General features: G+C 70.3%; 15 protein-coding genes and 1 pseudogene. 9 read left to right on the top strand and 7 right to left on the bottom strand.

The features are described 5' to 3' along the window. Positions 1–13 precede the first annotated feature (13 nt). Both AB0M36_RS34450 and AB0M36_RS34445 read right to left on the bottom strand, forming a co-directional pair. Positions 14–1,135, bottom strand: a complete 1,122-nt coding sequence (locus AB0M36_RS34450; RefSeq protein WP_364166416.1) for a PQQ-dependent sugar dehydrogenase — start codon at positions 1,133–1,135, stop codon at positions 14–16. 152 nt (positions 1,136–1,287) lie between these two features. After that, positions 1,288–1,668, bottom strand: a complete 381-nt coding sequence (locus AB0M36_RS34445) for a PH domain-containing protein (RefSeq protein ID WP_364166382.1) — start codon at positions 1,666–1,668, stop codon at positions 1,288–1,290. Between the two features lie 65 nt (positions 1,669–1,733). On the opposite strand from AB0M36_RS34445, the gene AB0M36_RS34440 reads away from it, so the two are divergent. The 4 genes and pseudogenes from AB0M36_RS34440 to AB0M36_RS34425 all read left to right on the top strand — a co-directional run. After that, on the top strand, positions 1,734–2,819 hold the full coding sequence (locus tag AB0M36_RS34440; protein WP_364166380.1) for an exo-alpha-sialidase: 1,086 nt from the start codon (positions 1,734–1,736) through the stop codon (positions 2,817–2,819). Next, positions 2,819–3,094 (top strand): MoaD/ThiS family protein, encoded by a 276-nt coding sequence (locus AB0M36_RS34435; RefSeq protein WP_364166379.1) that lies wholly within the window; start codon positions 2,819–2,821, stop codon positions 3,092–3,094. Before AB0M36_RS34440 ends, AB0M36_RS34435 begins: the two co-directional genes overlap by 1 nt. A 149-nt stretch (positions 3,095–3,243) precedes the next feature. Beyond that, positions 3,244–5,892, top strand: coding sequence for an EAL domain-containing protein (locus AB0M36_RS34430; protein WP_364166377.1), 2,649 nt, complete (start codon positions 3,244–3,246; stop codon positions 5,890–5,892). A gap of 179 nt (positions 5,893–6,071) precedes the next feature. After that, positions 6,072–6,302 (top strand): annotated as a pseudogene (locus AB0M36_RS34425) (transposase); the annotation flags it as partial. 51 nt (positions 6,303–6,353) lie between these two features. Here the strand turns inward: AB0M36_RS34425 and AB0M36_RS34420 are convergent. Continuing rightward, complete coding sequence (locus AB0M36_RS34420; RefSeq protein WP_364166376.1) at positions 6,354–6,824, bottom strand: hemerythrin domain-containing protein; 471 nt, start codon at positions 6,822–6,824, stop codon at positions 6,354–6,356. A 416-nt stretch (positions 6,825–7,240) separates the two neighbouring features. On the opposite strand from AB0M36_RS34420, the gene AB0M36_RS34415 reads away from it, so the two are divergent. After that, positions 7,241–7,789: a GNAT family N-acetyltransferase gene (locus AB0M36_RS34415; protein ID WP_364166374.1), complete on the top strand. Its 549-nt coding sequence runs from the start codon at positions 7,241–7,243 to the stop codon at positions 7,787–7,789. A gap of 151 nt (positions 7,790–7,940) precedes the next feature. On the opposite strand, the gene ilvD is transcribed toward AB0M36_RS34415, so the two are convergent. Then, positions 7,941–9,788, bottom strand: a complete 1,848-nt coding sequence (ilvD, locus tag AB0M36_RS34410; RefSeq protein WP_364166372.1) for a dihydroxy-acid dehydratase — start codon at positions 9,786–9,788, stop codon at positions 7,941–7,943. A 122-nt stretch (positions 9,789–9,910) separates the two neighbouring features. Here ilvD and AB0M36_RS34405 point away from each other — a divergent pair, with 122 nt between their 5' ends. The 4 genes from AB0M36_RS34405 to ilvC all read left to right on the top strand — a co-directional run bounded on the left by AB0M36_RS34405 (position 9,911) and on the right by ilvC (position 15,827). Beyond that, positions 9,911–12,271 carry a bifunctional diguanylate cyclase/phosphodiesterase gene (locus tag AB0M36_RS34405; protein ID WP_364166414.1) on the top strand — a complete coding sequence of 787 codons (2,361 nt, stop codon included), beginning with the start codon at positions 9,911–9,913 and terminating at the stop codon, positions 12,269–12,271. Positions 12,272–12,433: 162 nt separating this feature from the next. Beyond that, the gene (locus AB0M36_RS34400) at positions 12,434–14,266 is read left to right on the top strand and encodes an acetolactate synthase large subunit (RefSeq protein ID WP_364166370.1); all 1,833 of its coding nucleotides are present in this window, start codon (positions 12,434–12,436) and stop codon (positions 14,264–14,266) included. Between the two features lie 2 nt (positions 14,267–14,268). Then, positions 14,269–14,784: an acetolactate synthase small subunit gene (gene ilvN / locus AB0M36_RS34395; RefSeq protein WP_364166412.1), complete on the top strand. Its 516-nt coding sequence runs from the start codon at positions 14,269–14,271 to the stop codon at positions 14,782–14,784. 29 nt (positions 14,785–14,813) lie between these two features. Continuing rightward, the gene (gene ilvC, locus AB0M36_RS34390) at positions 14,814–15,827 is read left to right on the top strand and encodes a ketol-acid reductoisomerase (RefSeq protein ID WP_364166368.1); all 1,014 of its coding nucleotides are present in this window, start codon (positions 14,814–14,816) and stop codon (positions 15,825–15,827) included. A gap of 33 nt (positions 15,828–15,860) precedes the next feature. Here the strand turns inward: ilvC and AB0M36_RS34385 are convergent, their stop codons facing one another. From AB0M36_RS34385 to AB0M36_RS34375, 3 genes are read right to left on the bottom strand one after another with little or no spacing between them, the layout of a single operon-like run. Further along, positions 15,861–16,622 carry a glycosyltransferase gene (locus AB0M36_RS34385; RefSeq protein WP_364166366.1) on the bottom strand — a complete coding sequence of 254 codons (762 nt, stop codon included), beginning with the start codon at positions 16,620–16,622 and terminating at the stop codon, positions 15,861–15,863. After that, positions 16,623–18,032 (bottom strand): hypothetical protein, encoded by a 1,410-nt coding sequence (locus tag AB0M36_RS34380; protein WP_364166364.1) that lies wholly within the window; start codon positions 18,030–18,032, stop codon positions 16,623–16,625. Then, positions 18,007–18,693, bottom strand: a complete 687-nt coding sequence (locus tag AB0M36_RS34375; RefSeq protein WP_364166362.1) for a class I SAM-dependent methyltransferase — start codon at positions 18,691–18,693, stop codon at positions 18,007–18,009. The genes AB0M36_RS34380 and AB0M36_RS34375 overlap by 26 nt, the downstream gene beginning before the upstream one ends. Positions 18,694–18,712 lie beyond the last annotated feature (19 nt).

Genomic DNA, 18,712 nt, shown 5'->3' with positions numbered 1-18,712 from the left:
ACGGTAACGCCAGTCAGCTGCGGCCCGCGCCACCATCGGAGAAGACAAGTCGGATGATGCGGTCGTCATCCGGTTTCGGGTCGCCGCCGTCCTCCTGGTTCGACGTGGCGACCCACAGCGAACCGTCCGGCGCCGCGGTTACCGCGCGCAACCGGCCGAACTCGTTGGCGAGCAGCGCCGTGGGCTGGCCGAATACCGTGCCGTTGCCGGTCACGTCGACCATCCACAGCCGCTTGCCCTGCGGGCAGGCCGTGGCGATCATTCGCTCCAGCACCGCGACGCCGGCACAGGACGACTCCGCGATCGGCCAGTTCACCAGGGGATTCGTGAACTTGGCGTCGGTGCCGTTGCCGTCGACGGTCGGCCAGCCGTAGTTCCTGCCCTTCTGGATCACGTTCAGCTCGCCGGTCTTGCTCTGCTTGGACTCGCTCGCATACATCCGTTTGCCGGAGTCCCAGGCGATGCCCTGCACGTTGCGGTGGCCCGACGACCAGACCGGTGAATTCTTCACCGGGTTGCCCGGTGCGGGCTTACCCTCGGCGGTGATCCTCAGGATCTTGCCGCCCAGGTTCTTCGGGTTCTGCGCCTGGGCGCCGGTGCCGTCGGCGGTCGTCACATAGAGCCGGCCGTCCGGGCCGAACTCGAGCTGTCCGCCGTTGTCGTCGCGGGAGTGGGGGATGCCGGTGAGGATCGGCTGCGGCTTGCCTTTCAGCTTCAGCTTCGCGACCCGGTTGTCCTTCGCCGTCGAGTAATACACATAGACGGTCTGATCCGTCGCATAGCCGGGCGAGACGGCGATGCCGAGCAAGCCGCCGTCGCCACCCGCGGAGGCCTCCGAGAGCCGCTGCACCTCGGTGACCTTGAGGCCGCCGGCGTCCGACTCCGGACCGACCTTGAGGATGCGCGCGGTGTCGCGCTCGGTGACCAGCGCCGACCCGTCGGGCAGGAACGCCATGTCCCACGGCACCTCCAGCCCCTTGGCCAGCACGGTGACCGCCACCTCGCGCTCGCCGCCGCCCCGCGCGGCCGAGGAGGCCGACGGGGTGGGCAGGTTGGGTGGTGCGCCGGCCACGTCCGGATCCGGCGGACCGAAGCTGCACGCGGTGGTGAGGGTCAGCGCGAGGCCGAGCGTCACGGCACACGCGCGGACGCGGCGACTGCGCACGATCACACGACCTCCTCGTTCACCAGACCAGGGTAGCCGCGGGCGGGCCGGACGCTGCGGCCCTGACCGGTTTGGTGACGGGATGGTATGGATCGCCGAGCTGCCGGCCGGCGCGCCGCTGATCAGTCAGGTGCCGGAGGGCTGACCTCTTGGCCGCCGGCCTTGAGCACTGCTGCCAGGTTGCCCGTGGTGACCCCGGTGAGCGGCACCATCATGCCGTCGGTGAGCAGGGCCGAGACGCGTCCGCGCGGGTCCGGTGCGAGCTCGGCCACCCGCGACCACGGGACCGTGGTCGAGCCGATCAGCGCGCGCACCCGCAGTCCCTCGGTGTCCACGTCGGTGCCCGCCCGCCACGTCCAGATCGCGATCGCCAGCGGGATCAGCAGGAGCGGGACGAACTGCCAGCGGACGGTGGCGATGGGCACGGTGCCGACGAACGCGGTCAAGGCGGCCAGGAAGAGGGCGCCGGACCTGCGGACGGCTAGGACGGGCTTTCGACTCACGTTCGTCATCCTCCCACCCGGCGGACGGACGTTTTTTGTCGGACCCGGCGCTCATACTGCTACGCATGACCGAACTGCTCGCCATCGGCACCCAGAAAGGCCTGTTCCTGGCCGTCAGCGACGACGACCGGCAGAGCTGGCAGGTCAGCTCTGCGCACTTCGGAATGCAAGCCGTCTATTCCGTAGCCTTCGACACCCGAGGGCCGTCCCCACGCGTGCTGGCCGGGGTCGAAAGCTCCCACTTCGGCCCCAGCGTGGCCGTCAGCGACGACCTCGGCACCACCTGGCAGGAGCCTGACGCCGCCCCGCTCGCTTTCCCGTCCGACGCCGGCGCCGCGGTGGAGCGGGTGTGGCAGATCGTTCCCGCGGGTCCCGACCAGCCCGGCGTCGTCTACGCGGGCACCCAGCCGTCCGCGCTGTGGCGCTCCGAGGACGGCGGCCAGACCTACCAGCTGATCCGCGGCCTGTGGGACCACCCGCACCGCCCCGAGTGGGGTGCCGGCTTCGGCGGCCAGGCGATCCACACCATCCTTCCGCACCCCGCTGACCCGCGACGAATGCTGGTGGCGATGTCCACCGGCGGCGTCTATCGCACGGCCGACGGCGGGGAGACCTGGGCGCCCGCCAACGAGGGCATCAAGGCCTACTTCCTGCCCGACCCGTGGCCCGAGTTCGGCCAGTGCGTGCACAAGGTGGCCCGCGACGGCGCGAATCCCGACCACTTCTACGCCCAGAACCACCACGGGGTCTACCGCTCGACCGACGGCGGAGCCAGCTGGCAGTCCATCGCCGACACGCTGCCCGCCGACTTCGGTTTCGCGATGGTGGCCCACCCGTCGTCACCTGGCATCATCTGGAATTTCCCGCTGACCGCCGACGGCGAGCGCCACCCCGTCGACCTGATGTGCCGGGTCTTCCGCTCGACCGATGCCGGTGCGACCTGGGAGCCGCAGCACGACGGCCTGCCGGACGGCCGCTACTACCCGGTCGTGCTGCGTGACGCGATGTGCGTCGACAACGCCACCCCGGCCGGCGTCTATTTCGGCACGCGCGCGGGGGATGTGTTCGCCAGCCGTGACGAGGGCGAGAGCTGGTCGACGGTCGCTGCCCACCTGCCCGACGTGCTGTGTGTGCGGGCGGTGCGGGTCTGATGCCTACCCTGCTGGTGCCGGGTGTGCTGCGGACGGATTCCGGCGGTGCCGCCCGGTTGGACGTGGTCGCCGACGGGTCCCTTCGCGCGGTGCTCGACGAGGTGGCGCAGCGATGGCCGCGCCTGGAACGACGGGTCCGCGACGAGAGCGGCACCTTGCGGCGCTATGTGAACATCTATGTGGACGGTGAGGACTGCCGTCGCTCGGGTGGGCTGGAGACGCCGGTGCCGGCAACCGCGGAGATCCAGGTGCTTCCGTCGGTCGCCGGGGGATGACTGTCACGGCTCGTCGGGAGCGGCAGGTCCATACCCGACGATCTGACGGTGTGCGGGCAGACGCCCCGCACGTAACCTGTCCGAGGGACGATCGTTACCGATATGGGAGCGGCGTTCCCCGCGCCGAGCCCTGCCCTACCCACCCCACGATGTCCGTAGAGGATTCCGCCGACGTGGCAGTGCCACCCCTCGCACGCCCCGCCACCCGGGCCGGCGCCCGGGTGCCGTTCCTGCTCGCCCCGACTGTCGGCGCGCTCGTCCTGGTCGCCGGGGTGGCCGGGCTCGCGCCGCCTCTCATCGCCCTCGTCGTGGGTGTCGGGGTGGCCGCGCTCTTCACCACGGCGGTCCTGTGGCACACCGCGCTCGCCATTCACCACGAGGAGGGCGTCTACGCGGCGTGCCGCGGAGCCGGCTTCATCGGCATGGCATCGCTGGCCACGGCGATCACCTGCGGGCTGCTGCTGTGGAAACCGCCCGCGGTCGTCATCTGCGCGGCGCTCGTGCTCGCCACCGCCGCCGGGTTCTCCGTGCTGGGCACGATGCTGCTGCCCGGGGCCGCCGCCACGGTGGCGGTGCGACTACGGCGGGTTTTCGACGGGCTCGGGCTCGGCGTGAGCCTGGGCTTCGCCGCGTACCTCGTGACGCCGCTGCACCGGACCCCCTGGGCGGCCCTGGTCAACACGCTCATCGCCGCGGCCGGGGTCTCCATCGTCACGGTCATCGTGCTGCGCGCCCGGCTGCACCGCCCCGCCGCCCTGCGCTGCGGATTCGGTGTCATCGGCGTGCTGATCGCCCTCTGCACGATCGTCAACCTCGTGCTGAACGGCGGCCCCGCGGGTCGGCTCGTTCCGCTGTTCGGCCTGGTCATCGTGGCCGGCCTGACCCTGGCCGCCGACGGCGGATCCCGACGTAACCTGCCGGAGCGCCTCGAATCCCGGGAGACCGACCAGTATCTGTCGAGCTACCCCCTGCTCGCCGTGCCGGCCGCGGTCGGCGTCGTGGCCGCGCTGATCCATCTCCTCGTGGTCGGCACCTTCAACACCACGGCGATCGCCCTCGGCGTCTCGATGGTCGCCGTACTCACGATGCGCGAACTGCTGGTGGTCAGCGACATCCGGCGTTACACGGCCCAGCTGCGGGTGAAAGAGGCGCACTTCCGTTCACTGGTCGCCGGCGCCACCGATCTCACCCTCGTGCTCGACGAACGGCTGACCATCCGGTGGCAGTCGCCGGCCGCCGCGCGGCTGTTCGGGCTCGCCGACGCCGAGGTGGTCGGCCGAACGTTCCTCCAGCTCATCCACCCCGACGACGTCCCCGGTGCGCAGGCCGACATCGAGGCCCTGATCGCCGGCGAACATGCCGACGGGCCGCCCACCCTGATCAACGCCCGGCTGCTGGACGGTTACGGCATCTGGCGCGACACCGAGTCCACCGTCGCCGACCAGCGTTCGGTGCCCGAGGTGGCCGCGCTGGTCGTCCACGTCCGTGACGTCGGCGAACGCCGCCATCTCGAGCGCACCCTGCACCGCCTCTCCTACACCGACCAGCTCACCGGTCTCGCCAACCGCCGCGCCCTCATGCGCGATCTCCTCGAGTTCCGGCGTCGCCCGGGCCAGCAGGGCACGCTGCTCGTCATCGACCTGCACGGCCTGGCCGAGATCAACGACAGCCGCGGCCGGGAGACGGGCGACGCCATCCTGATCGAAGTCAGCCGGCGCATCCGCTGCCTGCTCGGCGAGGACGACGTGGCGGCCCGGCTCGGCGGCGACGAGTTCGCCGTCCTCACGCCGGACGGCGCGGTGCTCGCATACGCGCTGGCCACCCGCATCGTCACGTCGGTGATGGAGCCCTACGAGCTGCCCGGCATGATCGTCGAACTGCACACCAGCGTCGGCCTCGCCGAACTCGCCGGCGGCAAGGACTCCGAGGAGGTCCTGCGCCACGCCGACCTGGCCCGCAGCCGAGCCCGCCAGCTCGGCAAGGACCGCGTCGAGTGGTATGACACCGACGTCGAGATCCAGTTGCACCGCCGCATGGACCTCGAACGCGAGCTGCTCGGCGCCGCCGACCGCGGCGAGCTCGACCTCGTCTTCCAGCCGGTGGTGTCCCTCCGCGACGGCCAGCCCGTCGGCGTCGAAGCATTGCTGCGCTGGCGCCACCCAAAGCTCGGCACGGTTCTACCAGCGGAATTGCTCCCGATCGCCCGAGCTGTCGGCTGCGCGGCCGAGCTCGACGAATGGGTCCTCGACGAGGCATGCCGGCGCCTCACCGGCTGGACCGCCGGCGGCAGCGACTTCTGGCTGTCGGTGAACGTCGCCCCCCGCGAACTGCTCACCGCCCGCTTCCCCGAGCGCATCGCGGCGATCCTGGACCGCCACGACATCGCCCCGGAACGCCTCGTCGTCGAAGTGCAGGAAACCTGGATCGCCGAAGACGTCCCGGCCATCGTGGCCTCGCTCGCCGGCCTCCGCACGCTCGGCGTCCGCGCAGGCCTCGACGACTTCGGCGCCGGCCAGGCATCCCTGGCCCACCTGCGCCGACTCCCCGTCGACATGCTCAAACTCGACCAATCCCTGGTCAACCAGCCGAGCGAACACCCCACCACCCCAGCCGTCCTCGACGTCGTGGTGAGCCTCGGCCGGCGACTCGGCCTCGAGATCGTCGCCAAGGGCCTCGAATCCCAGGAGCAGATCGACCTCGCCCGGCAGGCGGGCTGCCACTACGGACAGGGCTTCGCGCTGGCCCGGCCCGCCCCCGCCGAGCGCATGGAGGCCTATCTGGACAGCCACCGAGCCTGAGATCTTTTGGCCCGCTCCCGCCTTCCACCAATCCACAACCGCTCAGACCGATCCAGAAACGCTTCGACCGATCAAGAACCTTCTTTCGGGTACGGACGCAGCCGTGGCCGAAAGCAACACCGGATGCACGCCACCAGGGCCGAAGCTCTTCATGGGACGTGCGGGTTCGGCCGGACAAGTACCGCCGGCTGCCGCGCCGGCGCCGCGTCACCCCGGTCATCGTCCGCCGCGGCGGGCTCTACGGCTCCGGACTCGGCCGGCTGCGCTGGGCCGTCGAGCGCACCTTCGCCTGGCTGCACGCCTTCAAACGCCTGCGCATCCGGTCCGAACGCCGCGCCGACATCCATCAAGCCATGCTCAGCCTTGCCTGCTCCGTCATCTGCCTTCGCAAGCTGATGACCTCATGCTGAGCTGATCCCAAAGGGGCGGTGGGACGGCGGCGCACCTGCGACTCCCGGCGGTCACAGAGGTCCCAGCACTGCGTGCGGATCGGCGTCCAGTGCCAGTGTCTCCAGGACGGTCAGCAGCTGACGTTCCTCGTACCTGAAGTGTGACTCCATGATCGCTGCCACACCCTCCAGATGCCGGTGCAGCTCGGCAGGCGCGGCGGCACGGGCTACGGCAGCCTGCATCCCGGCCAACAGGTGAGCGATCATCGAATGGTCCTGCCGTAGGTAGTGCAGCGTGTCGCGCAGCTGAGGGTACTGCTCGGCGATCGCGGGAAACAGGTGACGATCCTCGCCCTCGTGGTGTGCCGTGAGCGCGGTGCAGAACCCGTGACAGAACAGCAGTAGGTCCCGGGTAGCTGGCTCGACCGGCTCGCCGTCAGCGAGGGCCTGCTGGGTGACGGTCAGCGCTTGGCGCAGCCTGTCATGGACGCTGCGCAGCTCTCGACTCCAGGCAACCAGCCTGGTCTTCTCGCCCTCACTCACGAGTGAAGGGCGAAGGGACGACGATCATCATCGTCGTGCTCCCTTCGGTCCTGCGCCTCCATGCCTGACACGGTCTGCCACCGGCACGCGACGCTGTAGCCCACCCTAACGCCAAGCCTCCGTCCACGGGGGCAAGGGGTGGTGAGCTTGAACCGGGCATTCTGAACTGAGCTCTGGGGGCGCGCGGGCTTACCCGACTCGGGGTCGTGGTGCTCGTGGGATGTCCGGGCTTAGCCGGCGCGGGGGGCGTGTTCCGTGGGTGCGCTTTGGCTTTCGTGGGGCTAGCACCGGTGATCCGTGGCGAGGGAGCTCGCTAGCTTGCTTCCGTGTGCCGGCATGCGTATGACCCACATGGCGGGAACAGCGACGTAAGACCGCGGGGGTGGGGGCTTACGCTGCTCGCCATGTTTCCTCCAGTGAAGATCATCTCCGGTGCGTTGGAGATTCGTGAGTTTGGGTTGTGGGACGCCGACCAGGTGGCGGCGTTCTTGGCGGCCGAGGACCGGACGGCGCTGCCGCCGAGCTCCCCTGAGGTCGTTGGCGACGTGGACGAGTGGCTGGCGGAGCGGGTGCACCAGAAGCGCTTGGATGGTCAGGGTGTGAACCTGGCGATAGTGGAACAAGCTAGCGGCGAGATCGTCGGCAGTATCGGCTTGCGGGACGTCGACTGGGAGGCGGGACGCAGCGAAGTCGGATACGGCGTGCGGGCCGATCGGCGTGGTCGAGGCTATGCCACCGAGGCGGCCGGGGCGGTCGGACGATGGGCGCTCACCAGCGGCGGGATGCGCCGGGTCCAGTTGCGCGCCCGCGTCGACAACGTCGCTTCTCTGCGGGTCGCGGAAAAGGCCGGGTTTCAGCGGGAGGGCACGCTGCGGATGGCCGACTGGGACGACGGGGAGGCGCATGACCTGGCCGTCTTCTCAATGATCGCGACAGATCTCGAAACGGCCCAAGTCGCCCGCTGACCGATCTCGCAACGAACCAGCCCGAGCTGCGGGACCACCGGATTTGCCCGGCGGACGCGCGACCAGCCCGACCGCCCGCGGACCTCCGGGTGCGACCGGGCCGGCCGGTGCTGCTTCTGGCCAGCCGTGCGGGCGTACTGATAAAAGAAACCTATTCCGGCACCAACCGGTAAGCCCCGTCGCTGGCGCTCGTGGCCATCGAGGCGTAGGCCCGGAGGGCCGCCGAGACCGGGCGTTGGCGGTCGACCGGCGTGTACGGCTTCGGCCGGCGTTCCTGCTCGTGGCGGCGTTGCGCCAATTCCTCGTCCGGCACGTTGAGCGTGATCGAGCGGCCCGGGATGTCGATGATGATTTCGTCGCCGGTCTCGATCAGGGAGATCAGGCCGCCGGAGGCCGCCTCGGGGGAGATGTGGCCGATCGACAGGCCGGAGGTGCCGCCGGAGAATCTGCCGTCGGTGATCAGGGCGCAGGCTTTGCCGAGGCCGCGGCCCTTGAGGAACGACGTCGGGTAGAGCATTTCCTGCATGCCGGGGCCGCCTCGGGGGCCTTCGTAGCGGATCACCACCACGTCGCCTTCGATGACCTGTTTGCCGAGGATGCCGTCGACGGCGGCGTCCTGGCTTTCGTAGACGCGGGCCGGGCCGGTGAATTTCCAGAGTTCCTCGGCGACGCCGGCGGTTTTCACCACGCAGCCGTCGGGGGCGAGGTTGCCGAAGAGGATGGCCAGGCCGCCGTCGACGGTGTAGGCGTGTTCCAGGGAGCGGATGCAGCCTCCGGCCGGGTCCGTGTCGAGGGTCGACCAGCGGTTGGTGGTGGAGAACGGCTGGGTGGTGCGGACGCCGCCCGGTGCGGCGTGGAAGAGTTCGAGTGCCTCGGGGAGGGGTGATTTACCGCGGATGTCCCAGTTGTCCAGCCAGGCGGTCAGGGTTGGGGCGTGGACCGCGCGGACCTTGTCGCGGAGGAGTCCGGCCCGGTGGAGTTCGCCGAGCAGGGCGGGGATGCCGCCGGCGCGGTGTACGTCCTCCATGTGGTACTTCGGGCTGTTCGGGGCAACCTTGGACAGGCAGGGCACGCGGCGGGAGATGCCGTCGATGTCCGCCACGCTGAAGTCGAGTCCGGCCTCGCGGGCCGCGGCCAGCAGGTGGAGCACCGTGTTGGTCGAGCCGCCCATCGCCACGTCCAGGGCGACCGCGTTCTCGAAGGCATCCCGTGAGGCGATCGCGCGCGGCAGGACCGAGGCGTCGTCGTTCTCGTAGTACTGCTTGGCGATCTCGACGATCAGCGAGCCGGCGCGCTCGAACAGAGCCTTGCGGGCGGCGTGCGTGGCCAGCGTCGAGCCGTTGCCCGGCAGGGCCAGGCCGATCGCCTCGGTGAGGCAGTTCATCGAGTTGGCGGTGAACATGCCGGAGCAGGAGCCGCAGGTGGGGCAGGCCGAGCGTTCGATGGTGTCGAGCTGGGCGTCGGTCACGTTCTCGTTGGCGCTGGCGCTCATCGCGTCGACCAGGTCGAGCTTCTCGTGCACCACGCCCTCGATGGCGACCGTCTTGCCGGCCTCCATCGGGCCGCCGGAGACGAACACGGTGGGGATGTTGAGCCGCAGGGCGGCGATCAGCATGCCCGGGGTGATCTTGTCGCAGTTCGAGATGCAGACCAGGGCGTCGGCGCAGTGCGCGTTGACCATGTATTCGACCGCGTCGGCGATCAGCTCGCGGCTGGGCAGCGAGTAGAGCATGCCGCCGTGACCCATCGCGATGCCGTCGTCGACCGCGATGGTGTTGAACTCGCGGCCCACCCCGCCCGCCGCGGCGATCGAGTCGGCGACCAGACCGCCCATGTCCTTCAGATGCACGTGCCCGGGTACGAACTGGGTGAAGCTGTTGGCAATCGCCACGATGGGCTTGCCGAAGTCGTCGTCGGTCATGCCGGTGGCGCGCCACAGGGCGCGCGCGCCGGCCATTGTCCGACCGTGGGTCGAGGTCCGGGAGCGCAGCTCAGGCATCACTACATACTGCCACCGTCGGTAAGGACCGAGGGTGAACCGGAGCCGCGCATGTCCATCCCTCGGGATAGAGAAATCGCTGCGCGTACGGCAGAGTGTTCGGAGTGCACTCACCGTCCGGCGTGGAGCTGGCCGGGCTGGCGAGCCTCCTGGTCGCGGTCCCGGCCGTCGCGCTGCTAGGAAACTCCGGCCGTCGGCATACCGGTGCCGCCCGGCGTGCTCACCTCCTGCTCGCCGCGGGTGGGGCCGTCGCCACGGGTGCGGCGCTCGCCGGGCTGGTCAGCGCCCTCTTCATGGCGCACGACGAGATGCGCGAGCACGTGCGGACCCTGGGTCAGGCCGTCGCGGTGGCGATGGCGCTGGGGACGCTGACCCTGCTGACCGGCACCCTGATGCTTCCGGGCGCCGCCGAGTGCCGCCGGGCCGCGCTGCGGCACCTGCTGGACGGGCTCGTCATCGCGGCCGCGCTCTGGTTCGTCGGCTGGACGCTCGTGTCGGATCCCACCCGCATCCTCGGCTCGCTGACGCCGGTGCGCTGCCTGTCGGTGCTGCTGGGCGCCGGGGTCGCCACGATCGCCACCGGGCTGACCACGATCCTGGCCGTGCACGCGCACCGGCCGCGGCATGTCACGGTCCGGGTCGCCGCGGGAGTGACGCTGGTCGCGATCTCGGCCACCGCGATTCCCGGAGGCATCTGCCAGGGCGGGCCCATCGTGGTCCTGCTCGGCGCGCTGCTGCTGCCGGCCGGGCTGGTCGTGGTGGCGCACGCGGTCAAGGTCGCGGACCGCCCGGTCACCGTCTCCGGTGACGTCCTCCATCGCGGCACCGGGTACGCGTTCGTCCCGATGGCCGCCATGGTGATCGCGGGCACGTGTCACATCCTGGCCGGCGGGGAGTTCGCCGGATTCGGCTTCCTCGGCGCCAGCGTCGAGGGCTTCGCGCTGGTCGGGCGGCAATATCTGGCGCTCGGCGACGTGCGCAGCTACACGCTTCAGCTGCGCCAGCGGGAGGCGCACTTCCGCGAGCTGGCGCACACCGACCCGCTGACGGGTCTGGCCAACCGCCGGGGCCTGGTCCGGGCGCTGCGCGAGCCGGCCGTGCCGGGTCGGCCCCGCACCCTGGTCGGGCTCGATCTCGACGGCTTCAAGAACGTCAACGACATGCGGGGGCACGACGTCGGCGACGCGGTCCTGGCCGAGGTCGGCGAGCGGCTGCGCGCCCACCTGGGCCACGGGGACGTGGCGGCGCGGCTGGGCGGCGACGAGTTCGCGGTGCTGATGCGGGCCACCCCCGACGAGGCGATGGCGGTGGGTCGGCGGCTGCTCGCGGTGCTCTGCGAACCGTACGAGACGGAGGACGGCTCGGTGTTCCTGTCGGCGAGCGTCGGCGTCGCGGGTTCCCTCACGCCCGGCGACACCGGCGAGCTGATGCGCGACGCCGATCTCGCCCTGCGCTACGCCAAGCAGCGCGGCAAGAACCGGGTCGAGCGCTATCAGAAGCGCTACGACGAACTGCTGCGCCGGCACAGCGTGCTGGAGAACGAGCTGCGTCACGCGATCGAGCGCGACCAGTTGCGGCTGGTCTTCCAGCCGGTGGTCGCGCTGCCCTCGGTGCGTCCGGTGGGCGCGGAGGCGTTGCTGCGCTGGCACCACCCCGACCTCGGCGCCGTGCGTCCCGACGAGTTCATCCCCGTCGCCGAGGAGTCCGGTCTCATCGGCATGCTCGGCGCCTGGGTGCTCGACCAGGCGTGCGGCCAGTTGGCCCAGTGGCTGACCGCCGGGCACGACGTGTGGGTCTCGGTGAACCTGTCGCCCAAGGAGCTGCACGCCGCCGACTACGCCGGCCAGGTGGCGGCGGTGCTGGACAAGTACGGCGTGCCGCCGCAGCGCCTGGTGCTCGAGGTCACCGAGCACGCCGTGGCGACGGACATGGACGAGTTGATCCGCCGCCTCGTCGAGCTGCGGTCCACCGGCGTCCGCATCGCGCTCGACGACTTCGGCGCCGGTTACTCGTCTCTCGGGCAGCTGCGCAACCTTCCGGTCGACATCCTGAAGATCGACCACGCGCTGGTCGCGGAGCCGGAGTCGCGGACCGGCACGGCGGCGCCGCTGGTCGACGTGGTGGTGCGGCTGGGGCACCGGCTCGGCCTCGAGGTGCTCGCCGAGGGCATCGGCACGCCCGCCCAGCGCGAGGTCGTCGAGGCGGCCGGGTGCCGGCTGGGCCAGGGTTCCCTCTTCGGCTGGGGAGTGCCGGCGGAGCACCTGGAGGCGCAGCTGCGCGCCGGACGGTCGTGCTCGCGGCCGGTGCCCGCGCCCCGGAACCGGCCGGCGGCGATCGCGCCGAGCGCCCCGGCCCGGAGCCAGATCGTCATGCTGGGCCCCGGAATGCGGCAGGTTCGGGCGGTGCTGCCGACCGACCCGGCCTTTTCGGGTGACCAGGATGTGAGATCAGTTGACGCACCTCGTGAGATGGGGCAGTCTTAGCCGCATGTGTTCGTCGTTTCTCGTAGTACTTAGTTGAGCGCGCTGCCCCCGATCCCTTTGGGCAGTGCGCCAGGTCCCGTGCTTAGCACGAGGACCTTTTTTGTTGCACTGATTCCAGTAAGCGAGAACGACGCCCGAACCCGAACGAAGGTCTGAATCGCCATGACGAGACCCACGCCCGAGACCCTCGCCCACCGTGCCACCCCGGCCACCGTCGCCGCCGCAGCCGGCGCGCCGGCCGCCACCGCGGTCTCGCCGACCCCCGTCACCGGGGCCGGCTCGCTCGTGCGATCGCTCGAGGCCCTCGGCGTCGACGTGGCGTTCGGCATTCCCGGCGGCGCCATCCTGCCGGCGTACGACCCGCTCTACGACTCCAAGGTGCGGCACATCCTGGTGCGCCACGAGCAGGGTGCGGGGCACGCCGCCACCGGCTACGCGCAGGCCACCGGCAAGGTCGGCGTCTGCGTCGCCACCTCCGGCCCGGGCGCGACCAACCTGGTCACCCCGATCGCCGACGCCTACATGGACTCGGTGCCGATGGTGGCCATCACCGGTCAGGTGCCGCGGCCCGCGATCGGCACGGACGCCTTCCAGGAGGCGGACATCCAGGGCATCACCCTGCCGATCACGAAGCACAACTTCCTGATCCAGACGGCCGAGGAGATTCCGCGGGTGATGGCCGAGGCCTTCCACCTGGCGTCGACCGGCCGGCCCGGCCCGGTGCTCGTCGACATCCCCAAGGACATCCTGCAGGCGCAGACCATCTTCTCCTGGCCGCCGACGCTGGACCTGCCCGGTTACCGGCCCACGCTGCACCCGCACGGCAAGCAGATCCGGGAGGCGGCCCGGCTGATCGCGGCGGCCAAGCGCCCGGTGCTGTACGTGGGCGGCGGCGTGCTCAAGGCCGGCGCCACCGACGGGCTGCGCAAGCTCGCCGAGCTGACCGGCATCCCGGTGGTCACCACGCTGATGGCGCTCGGCGCCTTCCCGGACTCGCACCCGCAGCACCTGGGCATGCCCGGCATGCACGGCACGGTGCCCGCCGTGTTCGCGTTGCAGAAGGCCGACCTGCTGGTCACCCTCGGGGCGCGCTTCGACGACCGGGTCACCGGCAAGCTGGACTCGTTCGCCCCGGACGCCAAGGTCGTGCACGCCGACATCGACCCGGCCGAGATCGGCAAGAACCGGCACGCCGACGTGCCGATCGTGGGCGACGCCCGGCACGTGATCGACGAGCTGATCGCCGCGGTCTCCGGCACGGCGGATGGCGCGTCCGCGTACGAGCCGTGGTGGGCGCAGCTCAACGACCTGCGCAAGCGTTACCCGCTGGGCTACGACGAGCCCACCGACGGCACCCTCGCCCCGCAGTACGTGATCGAGCGGATCGGCGAGCTGGTCGGCCCGGACGCGGTCTACGTGGCGGGCGTCGGCCAGCACCAGATGTGGGCGTCGCAGTTCATCAAGTATGAGAACCCGGCCACCTGGCTCAACTCGGGCGGCGCCGGCACCATGGGCTACGCGGTCCCGGCGGCGATGGGCGCGAAGGTCGGCAAGCCCGACCTGCAGGTCTGGGCGATCGACGGCGACGGCTGCTTCCAGATGACCAACCAGGAGCTGGCGACCTGCGCGCTCGAGGGCATCCCGATCAAGGTCGCGGTGATCAACAACGGCAACCTCGGCATGGTCCGGCAGTGGCAGACGCTGTTCTACGAGGGCCGCTACTCCAACACCGAGCTGGGCACCCACAAGCACCGCATCCCCGACTTCGTGAAGCTGGCCGAGGCGCTCGGCTGCGTCGGCCTGCGGTGCGAGACCAAGGCCGATGTGGACGCCACCATCAAGGCCGCCATGGAGATCGACGATCGCCCGGTGGTCATCGACTTCACCGTCGGCAAGGACGCGATGGTGTGGCCGATGGTGGCGGCCGGCACGAGCAACGACGAGATCATGTTCGCCCGGGACGTGCGCCCGGCCTTCGACGAGGACGACCTGTGACTATGAACAAGCACACGCTCTCCGTGCTGGTCGAGAACAAGCCCGGCGTGCTCGCCCGGGTGAGTGGCCTCTTCTCACGGCGGGGATTCAACATCGACTCTCTGGCGGTGGGCGAGACGGAGAACCCGGACGTCTCCCGCATCACGATCGTGGTCAACGCCGACTCCTCACCCCTGGAGCAGGTGACCAAGCAGCTCAACAAGCTGGTGAACGTCCTGAAGATCGTCGAGCTGGACCCGCAGCAGTCGGTCCAGCGCGAGCTTCTGCTCGTCAAGGTGCGCGCAGACCGCGCCATCCGCGGGCAGGTTCTCGAGACGGTCGAGCTGTTCAGGGCGAAGGTGATCGACGTCGCTCCGGACACCCTCACGATCGAGGCGACCGGCAATCCCGACAAACTCGACGCGCTGCTGCGTGACCTCGAGCCGTTCGGCATCAAGGAGATGGTGCAGTCCGGCCTCGTGGCCATCGGCCGCGGTTCCCGTTCCATCACCACCGGCCCGGCGCTGCGCGCCGCCTGACTTTGAGATTTCTTGTGAAAGGGAAAGCAATGACCGCCGAAACGTTCTACGACGACGACGCCGACCTGTCCATCATTCAGGGCCGCAAGGTCGCCGTCATCGGGTACGGCAGCCAGGGCCACGCCCACTCGCTGTCGCTGCGCGACTCGGGCGTCGACGTGGTGGTCGGCCTGCAGGAGGGCTCGAAGAGCCGGGCCAAGGCCGAGGAGCAGGGGCTGCGGGTGGCCACCCCGGCCGAGGCGTCCGCCTGGGCCGACGTGATCATGGTGCTGGCGCCGGACACCGCGCAGCGCAAGATCTACACCGAGTCGATCCAGCCGAACCTGACCGCCGGCAAGGCCCTCTTCTTCGGCCACGGCCTCAACATCCGCTTCGAGCTGATCAAGCCTCCGGCCGACGTGGACGTCGCGATGGTCGCCCCGAAGGGCCCCGGCCACCTGGTCCGCCGGCAGTACGTCGACGGCAAGGGCGTGCCGGCCCTGATCGCGGTGGAGCAGGACGCCACCGGTGGCGGGCAGGCGCTCGCCCTGTCGTATGCGAAGGCGATCGGCAGCACCCGCGCCGGGGTCATCAAGACCACGTTCAAGGAAGAGACCGAGACCGACCTCTTCGGCGAGCAGGCCGTGCTCTGCGGCGGCACGGCGGCGCTGGTGCAGACCGGCTTCGAGGTGCTCACCGAGGCCGGGTACGCGCCGGAGATCGCCTACTTCGAGTGCCTGCACGAGCTCAAGCTGATCGTGGACCTCATGTACGAGGGCGGCATCTCCCGCATGCGCTACAGCGTCTCCGACACCGCGGAGTTCGGCGACTATGTCAGCGGCCCGCGCGTGATCAACGCGTCGGTCAAGGAGGAGATGAAGAAGATCCTCGCCGAGATCCAGTCGGGTGAGTTCACCAAGACGCTGATCGCGGACGACGAGGCCGGAGGCCAGCGCCTGCAGCAGTTCCGCAAGGAGGGTGCCGAGCACCCGATCGAGATCACCGGCAAGAAGCTGCGCGGCATGATGAGCTGGGTGGACCGGCCGATCACCGAGACGGCCTGAGGCGGCCCGGGGCGGCCCGTTCGGCCGCCCCGGCTACTCCTCCCGCGCCTGGAGCAACTGGCGCAGCAGCTCGGCCCGCTGGAACGTGTGGCCCTGCACCCGCGTCTTGATCGCCTGGTAGTACGGCGTTTTCGTCATCTGGCCCGGGTGGATCAGATAGCGGTACACCGGCACGTCTTCGTACCAGCAGGGAAACAGCGCCTCGGCCGAGATGAACGGGTGCGTGTCGATCGACCGGGGCAGCGCGCCGTAGCCGCCGAAGGCGACCAGATGCGTACGCCGCCACAGCAACGCGCCGACATGCACCGCGAACCTGCCTGTTGCCTGAAACTGCGCGCCGATGGTGCCGGCGGGAATCAGGCCGGGCTCCGGCCATGACTTGAACACCTCGGCCGTCGCCGCGTCGGGCGGGACCGCCGAATCGTGCATCACATCGGTACGCCCCCACACCCCGAGGCACTTCCGCTGCTTCTCGGCCACCTCCAGCAGCGAGGCGATCGCACCGGGATAGAGCAGGTCGTCGTCGTCCACACAGAGCACGTAGGGCGCGGAACCGCGGATCAGGGCGAGATTGCGGGTGGTCCCGGAGCCGAGCGGCTTCGGATTGCGTTCCAGCTGCACCCGTGGGTCGTGGAGCCAGCCGTCGCGGTCGGCCTCGGACGGCTCCCAGCCGATCGCGTCGCCGTCCAGTTGCACGCACCACGTCCAGTCGAGGTCCTGCGCGCTGAGCGACTCGTGCAAGCCCCGGAGCAGCTCGGGCCGGGTGGCTCCGGTGAGGAAAGCGACGTCCGTCATCTAGTCCCATCCCAACGTGATCAGCAGCACTGTGGTCAGCACCAACGCGAAGAAGCCCCCGACCAGGATCAGCACCGCGACCATGCGCCTGCGGTAGGCCATCGCGCGCAGGGTCGAGAAGGTGGACAGCGCGCCGACGGCGGCGTACGCGGCCATGGCGACCAGCCCGAACGAGCCGTCCATGCCGGGCAGGCCCTTGACCTCCGCGCCGTAGAGGCTGAGCACCAGGCCGGGGACGAGCACCAGCGCGGCGACCAGACCGGCGGCGTTCTGGAAGCCCTGGGTCCGTTCCGAGGTCTCCCGGTCCAGTTGGAGCCGGGCGCCGCCGGCCGCGCTGGACAGCAGCGTCCACCCCTCGCGCAGACTGCCGTTGAGCTGATCCAGCCGGGACTCCACCCGGGTGGTCCGGCGCTGCACCTCGATTCGCAGCGACGTCACCGACTCCTCGATCGGGGCGGCCTCGGGCTGGGGCAGCCAGCCCAGCCGCCCGCGCCGGGCCATGTCCCGGTTGATCCGGCGCAGCATCCCCAGCAGTTGATGCGTCTCGTCGAGCGCCACGCCGAGATGGCGGGCGTCCAGATGGGCCTCGAAGGCGCCGTCCCGGGCGAGGGCGAAGAACTGCCGCTCCCAGCGCTCCACCCGCTGGGTCAGCTGCCATTCGGTCCAGTCGTGGTGCTGCATGATGTCCTGCACCAGGCGCCCTGCCTCGGCCGTGCCGTCGGTGCCGGCGATGGCGGTGAGCTGGCCGTGCCGCCGTCGGCATTCCGGCAACGGGACCAGATACCGCTTGCCGGGTGGCAGCGGCTCGTTCGGATTCCAGTTGTGGTCCTCCGCGATCGGGTGCCACACCATCAGCGTGCCGGCGCTGCCGTAGACCACGCGGACGGCCCGCAGGCACCACGGCGTGCGGTGCTCCATCATCTTGGGCGCGAGGGACGTGAGCAGCCACATGTCGGTGGCGTCCCAGCCGTGCTCCCGCAGCCGGTCGGACAGCGGCGGCCGGTCCGAGGAGTTGTCCGGCGTGGGCGCTTGCAACACCAGGTCGGTGAGGTCGGCCGCGTCCTCGCCCCAGGCCCACCGGGTGAGCATGCCGACGACGCGCCGCTGCTGTTCGGCCGTCCCGGGCAGGGTGCCGTGGCGCGGCCCGCGGTGCGGTTCGAGGTCGATCTCCACCCGGACCGGGCCGACGGTGGACAGTTGCGTGTCGTGCAGATCCTCGGTCTCCCCGAGGGTCGACAGCGTCCCGAGGGCGGGATGGTCGATGTCCGTCGCCCGGGTGAAGATCGTCTTCTCCATGTGCAGCCGCGAGCCGCACGTCCAGCGGAGTTCGGTGGGCTCGGTGACCTGGATGTCGAAGTGCAGGCAGGGGTCCCGCACGACGGATTCAGAGCGTGGGCGTGAAACCACCATCCGTACTTCCTACGCCAACGGATATCCGCTCCACAATGGTGAACGGGATCCCCAGCTGGCTCTCCCACATCGCGAGGATCTCTCGTTCCGGCTCCCGCTCCGCGTCGTCCAGATAGATGGAGAAGGAGGCGGCGAGCCGGTCCCGCAGAACCCGCACCGCCGGCTCGCGCACCAGAACGTCGGCTTGCTCGCCCGCCGGCGGGCCGTCCACCACCAGCAGGTCGATATTTTTCGGTACGGCGGCGCGCAACGTCTCGAGGTCGTACCACTCGCTGGGCGCGCGATGGCGTCCGGCCTGGACGCTCGCGGCGGGGATGGCCGTCAGCGGCACGTGCCGGACGGTGGCTCGATCGTCCAGGCCCGCGGCCCGCAACCGCCGGTTCATCGCCTCGGCGAAGCCGGCGTCGTGCTCGACGCTGACCAGCCGGCCCTCGGTCAGTCGCACCGCCCGGGCCAGCACCAGCGTGGACGAACCGGCGCCCAGCTCGACGACCGTGCGCCGTTCCCGCAGCACCAGGTCGTTGACCACGCTGGCCAACGCGGCGGGTCGCATCGACCAGGACGTCCACGGGATGTACTGCGAGATGAGCGGTTGCAGCGACTGGAGCGCCAACAGATCGCCCAGCGACCATTTCTCGGGCGTCGCACGGATGTCAGGCAACGGCGTCCCATCGATAGCG

Origin of the sequence: Actinoplanes sp. NPDC051346 (genome assembly GCF_040682215.1) — a bacterium.
In the GTDB taxonomy this organism is placed as follows: domain Bacteria; phylum Actinomycetota; class Actinomycetes; order Mycobacteriales; family Micromonosporaceae; genus Actinoplanes.
The sequence above is the reverse complement of the archived record's forward strand: the minus strand, read 5'-3'. Positions and strand labels throughout refer to the sequence as shown.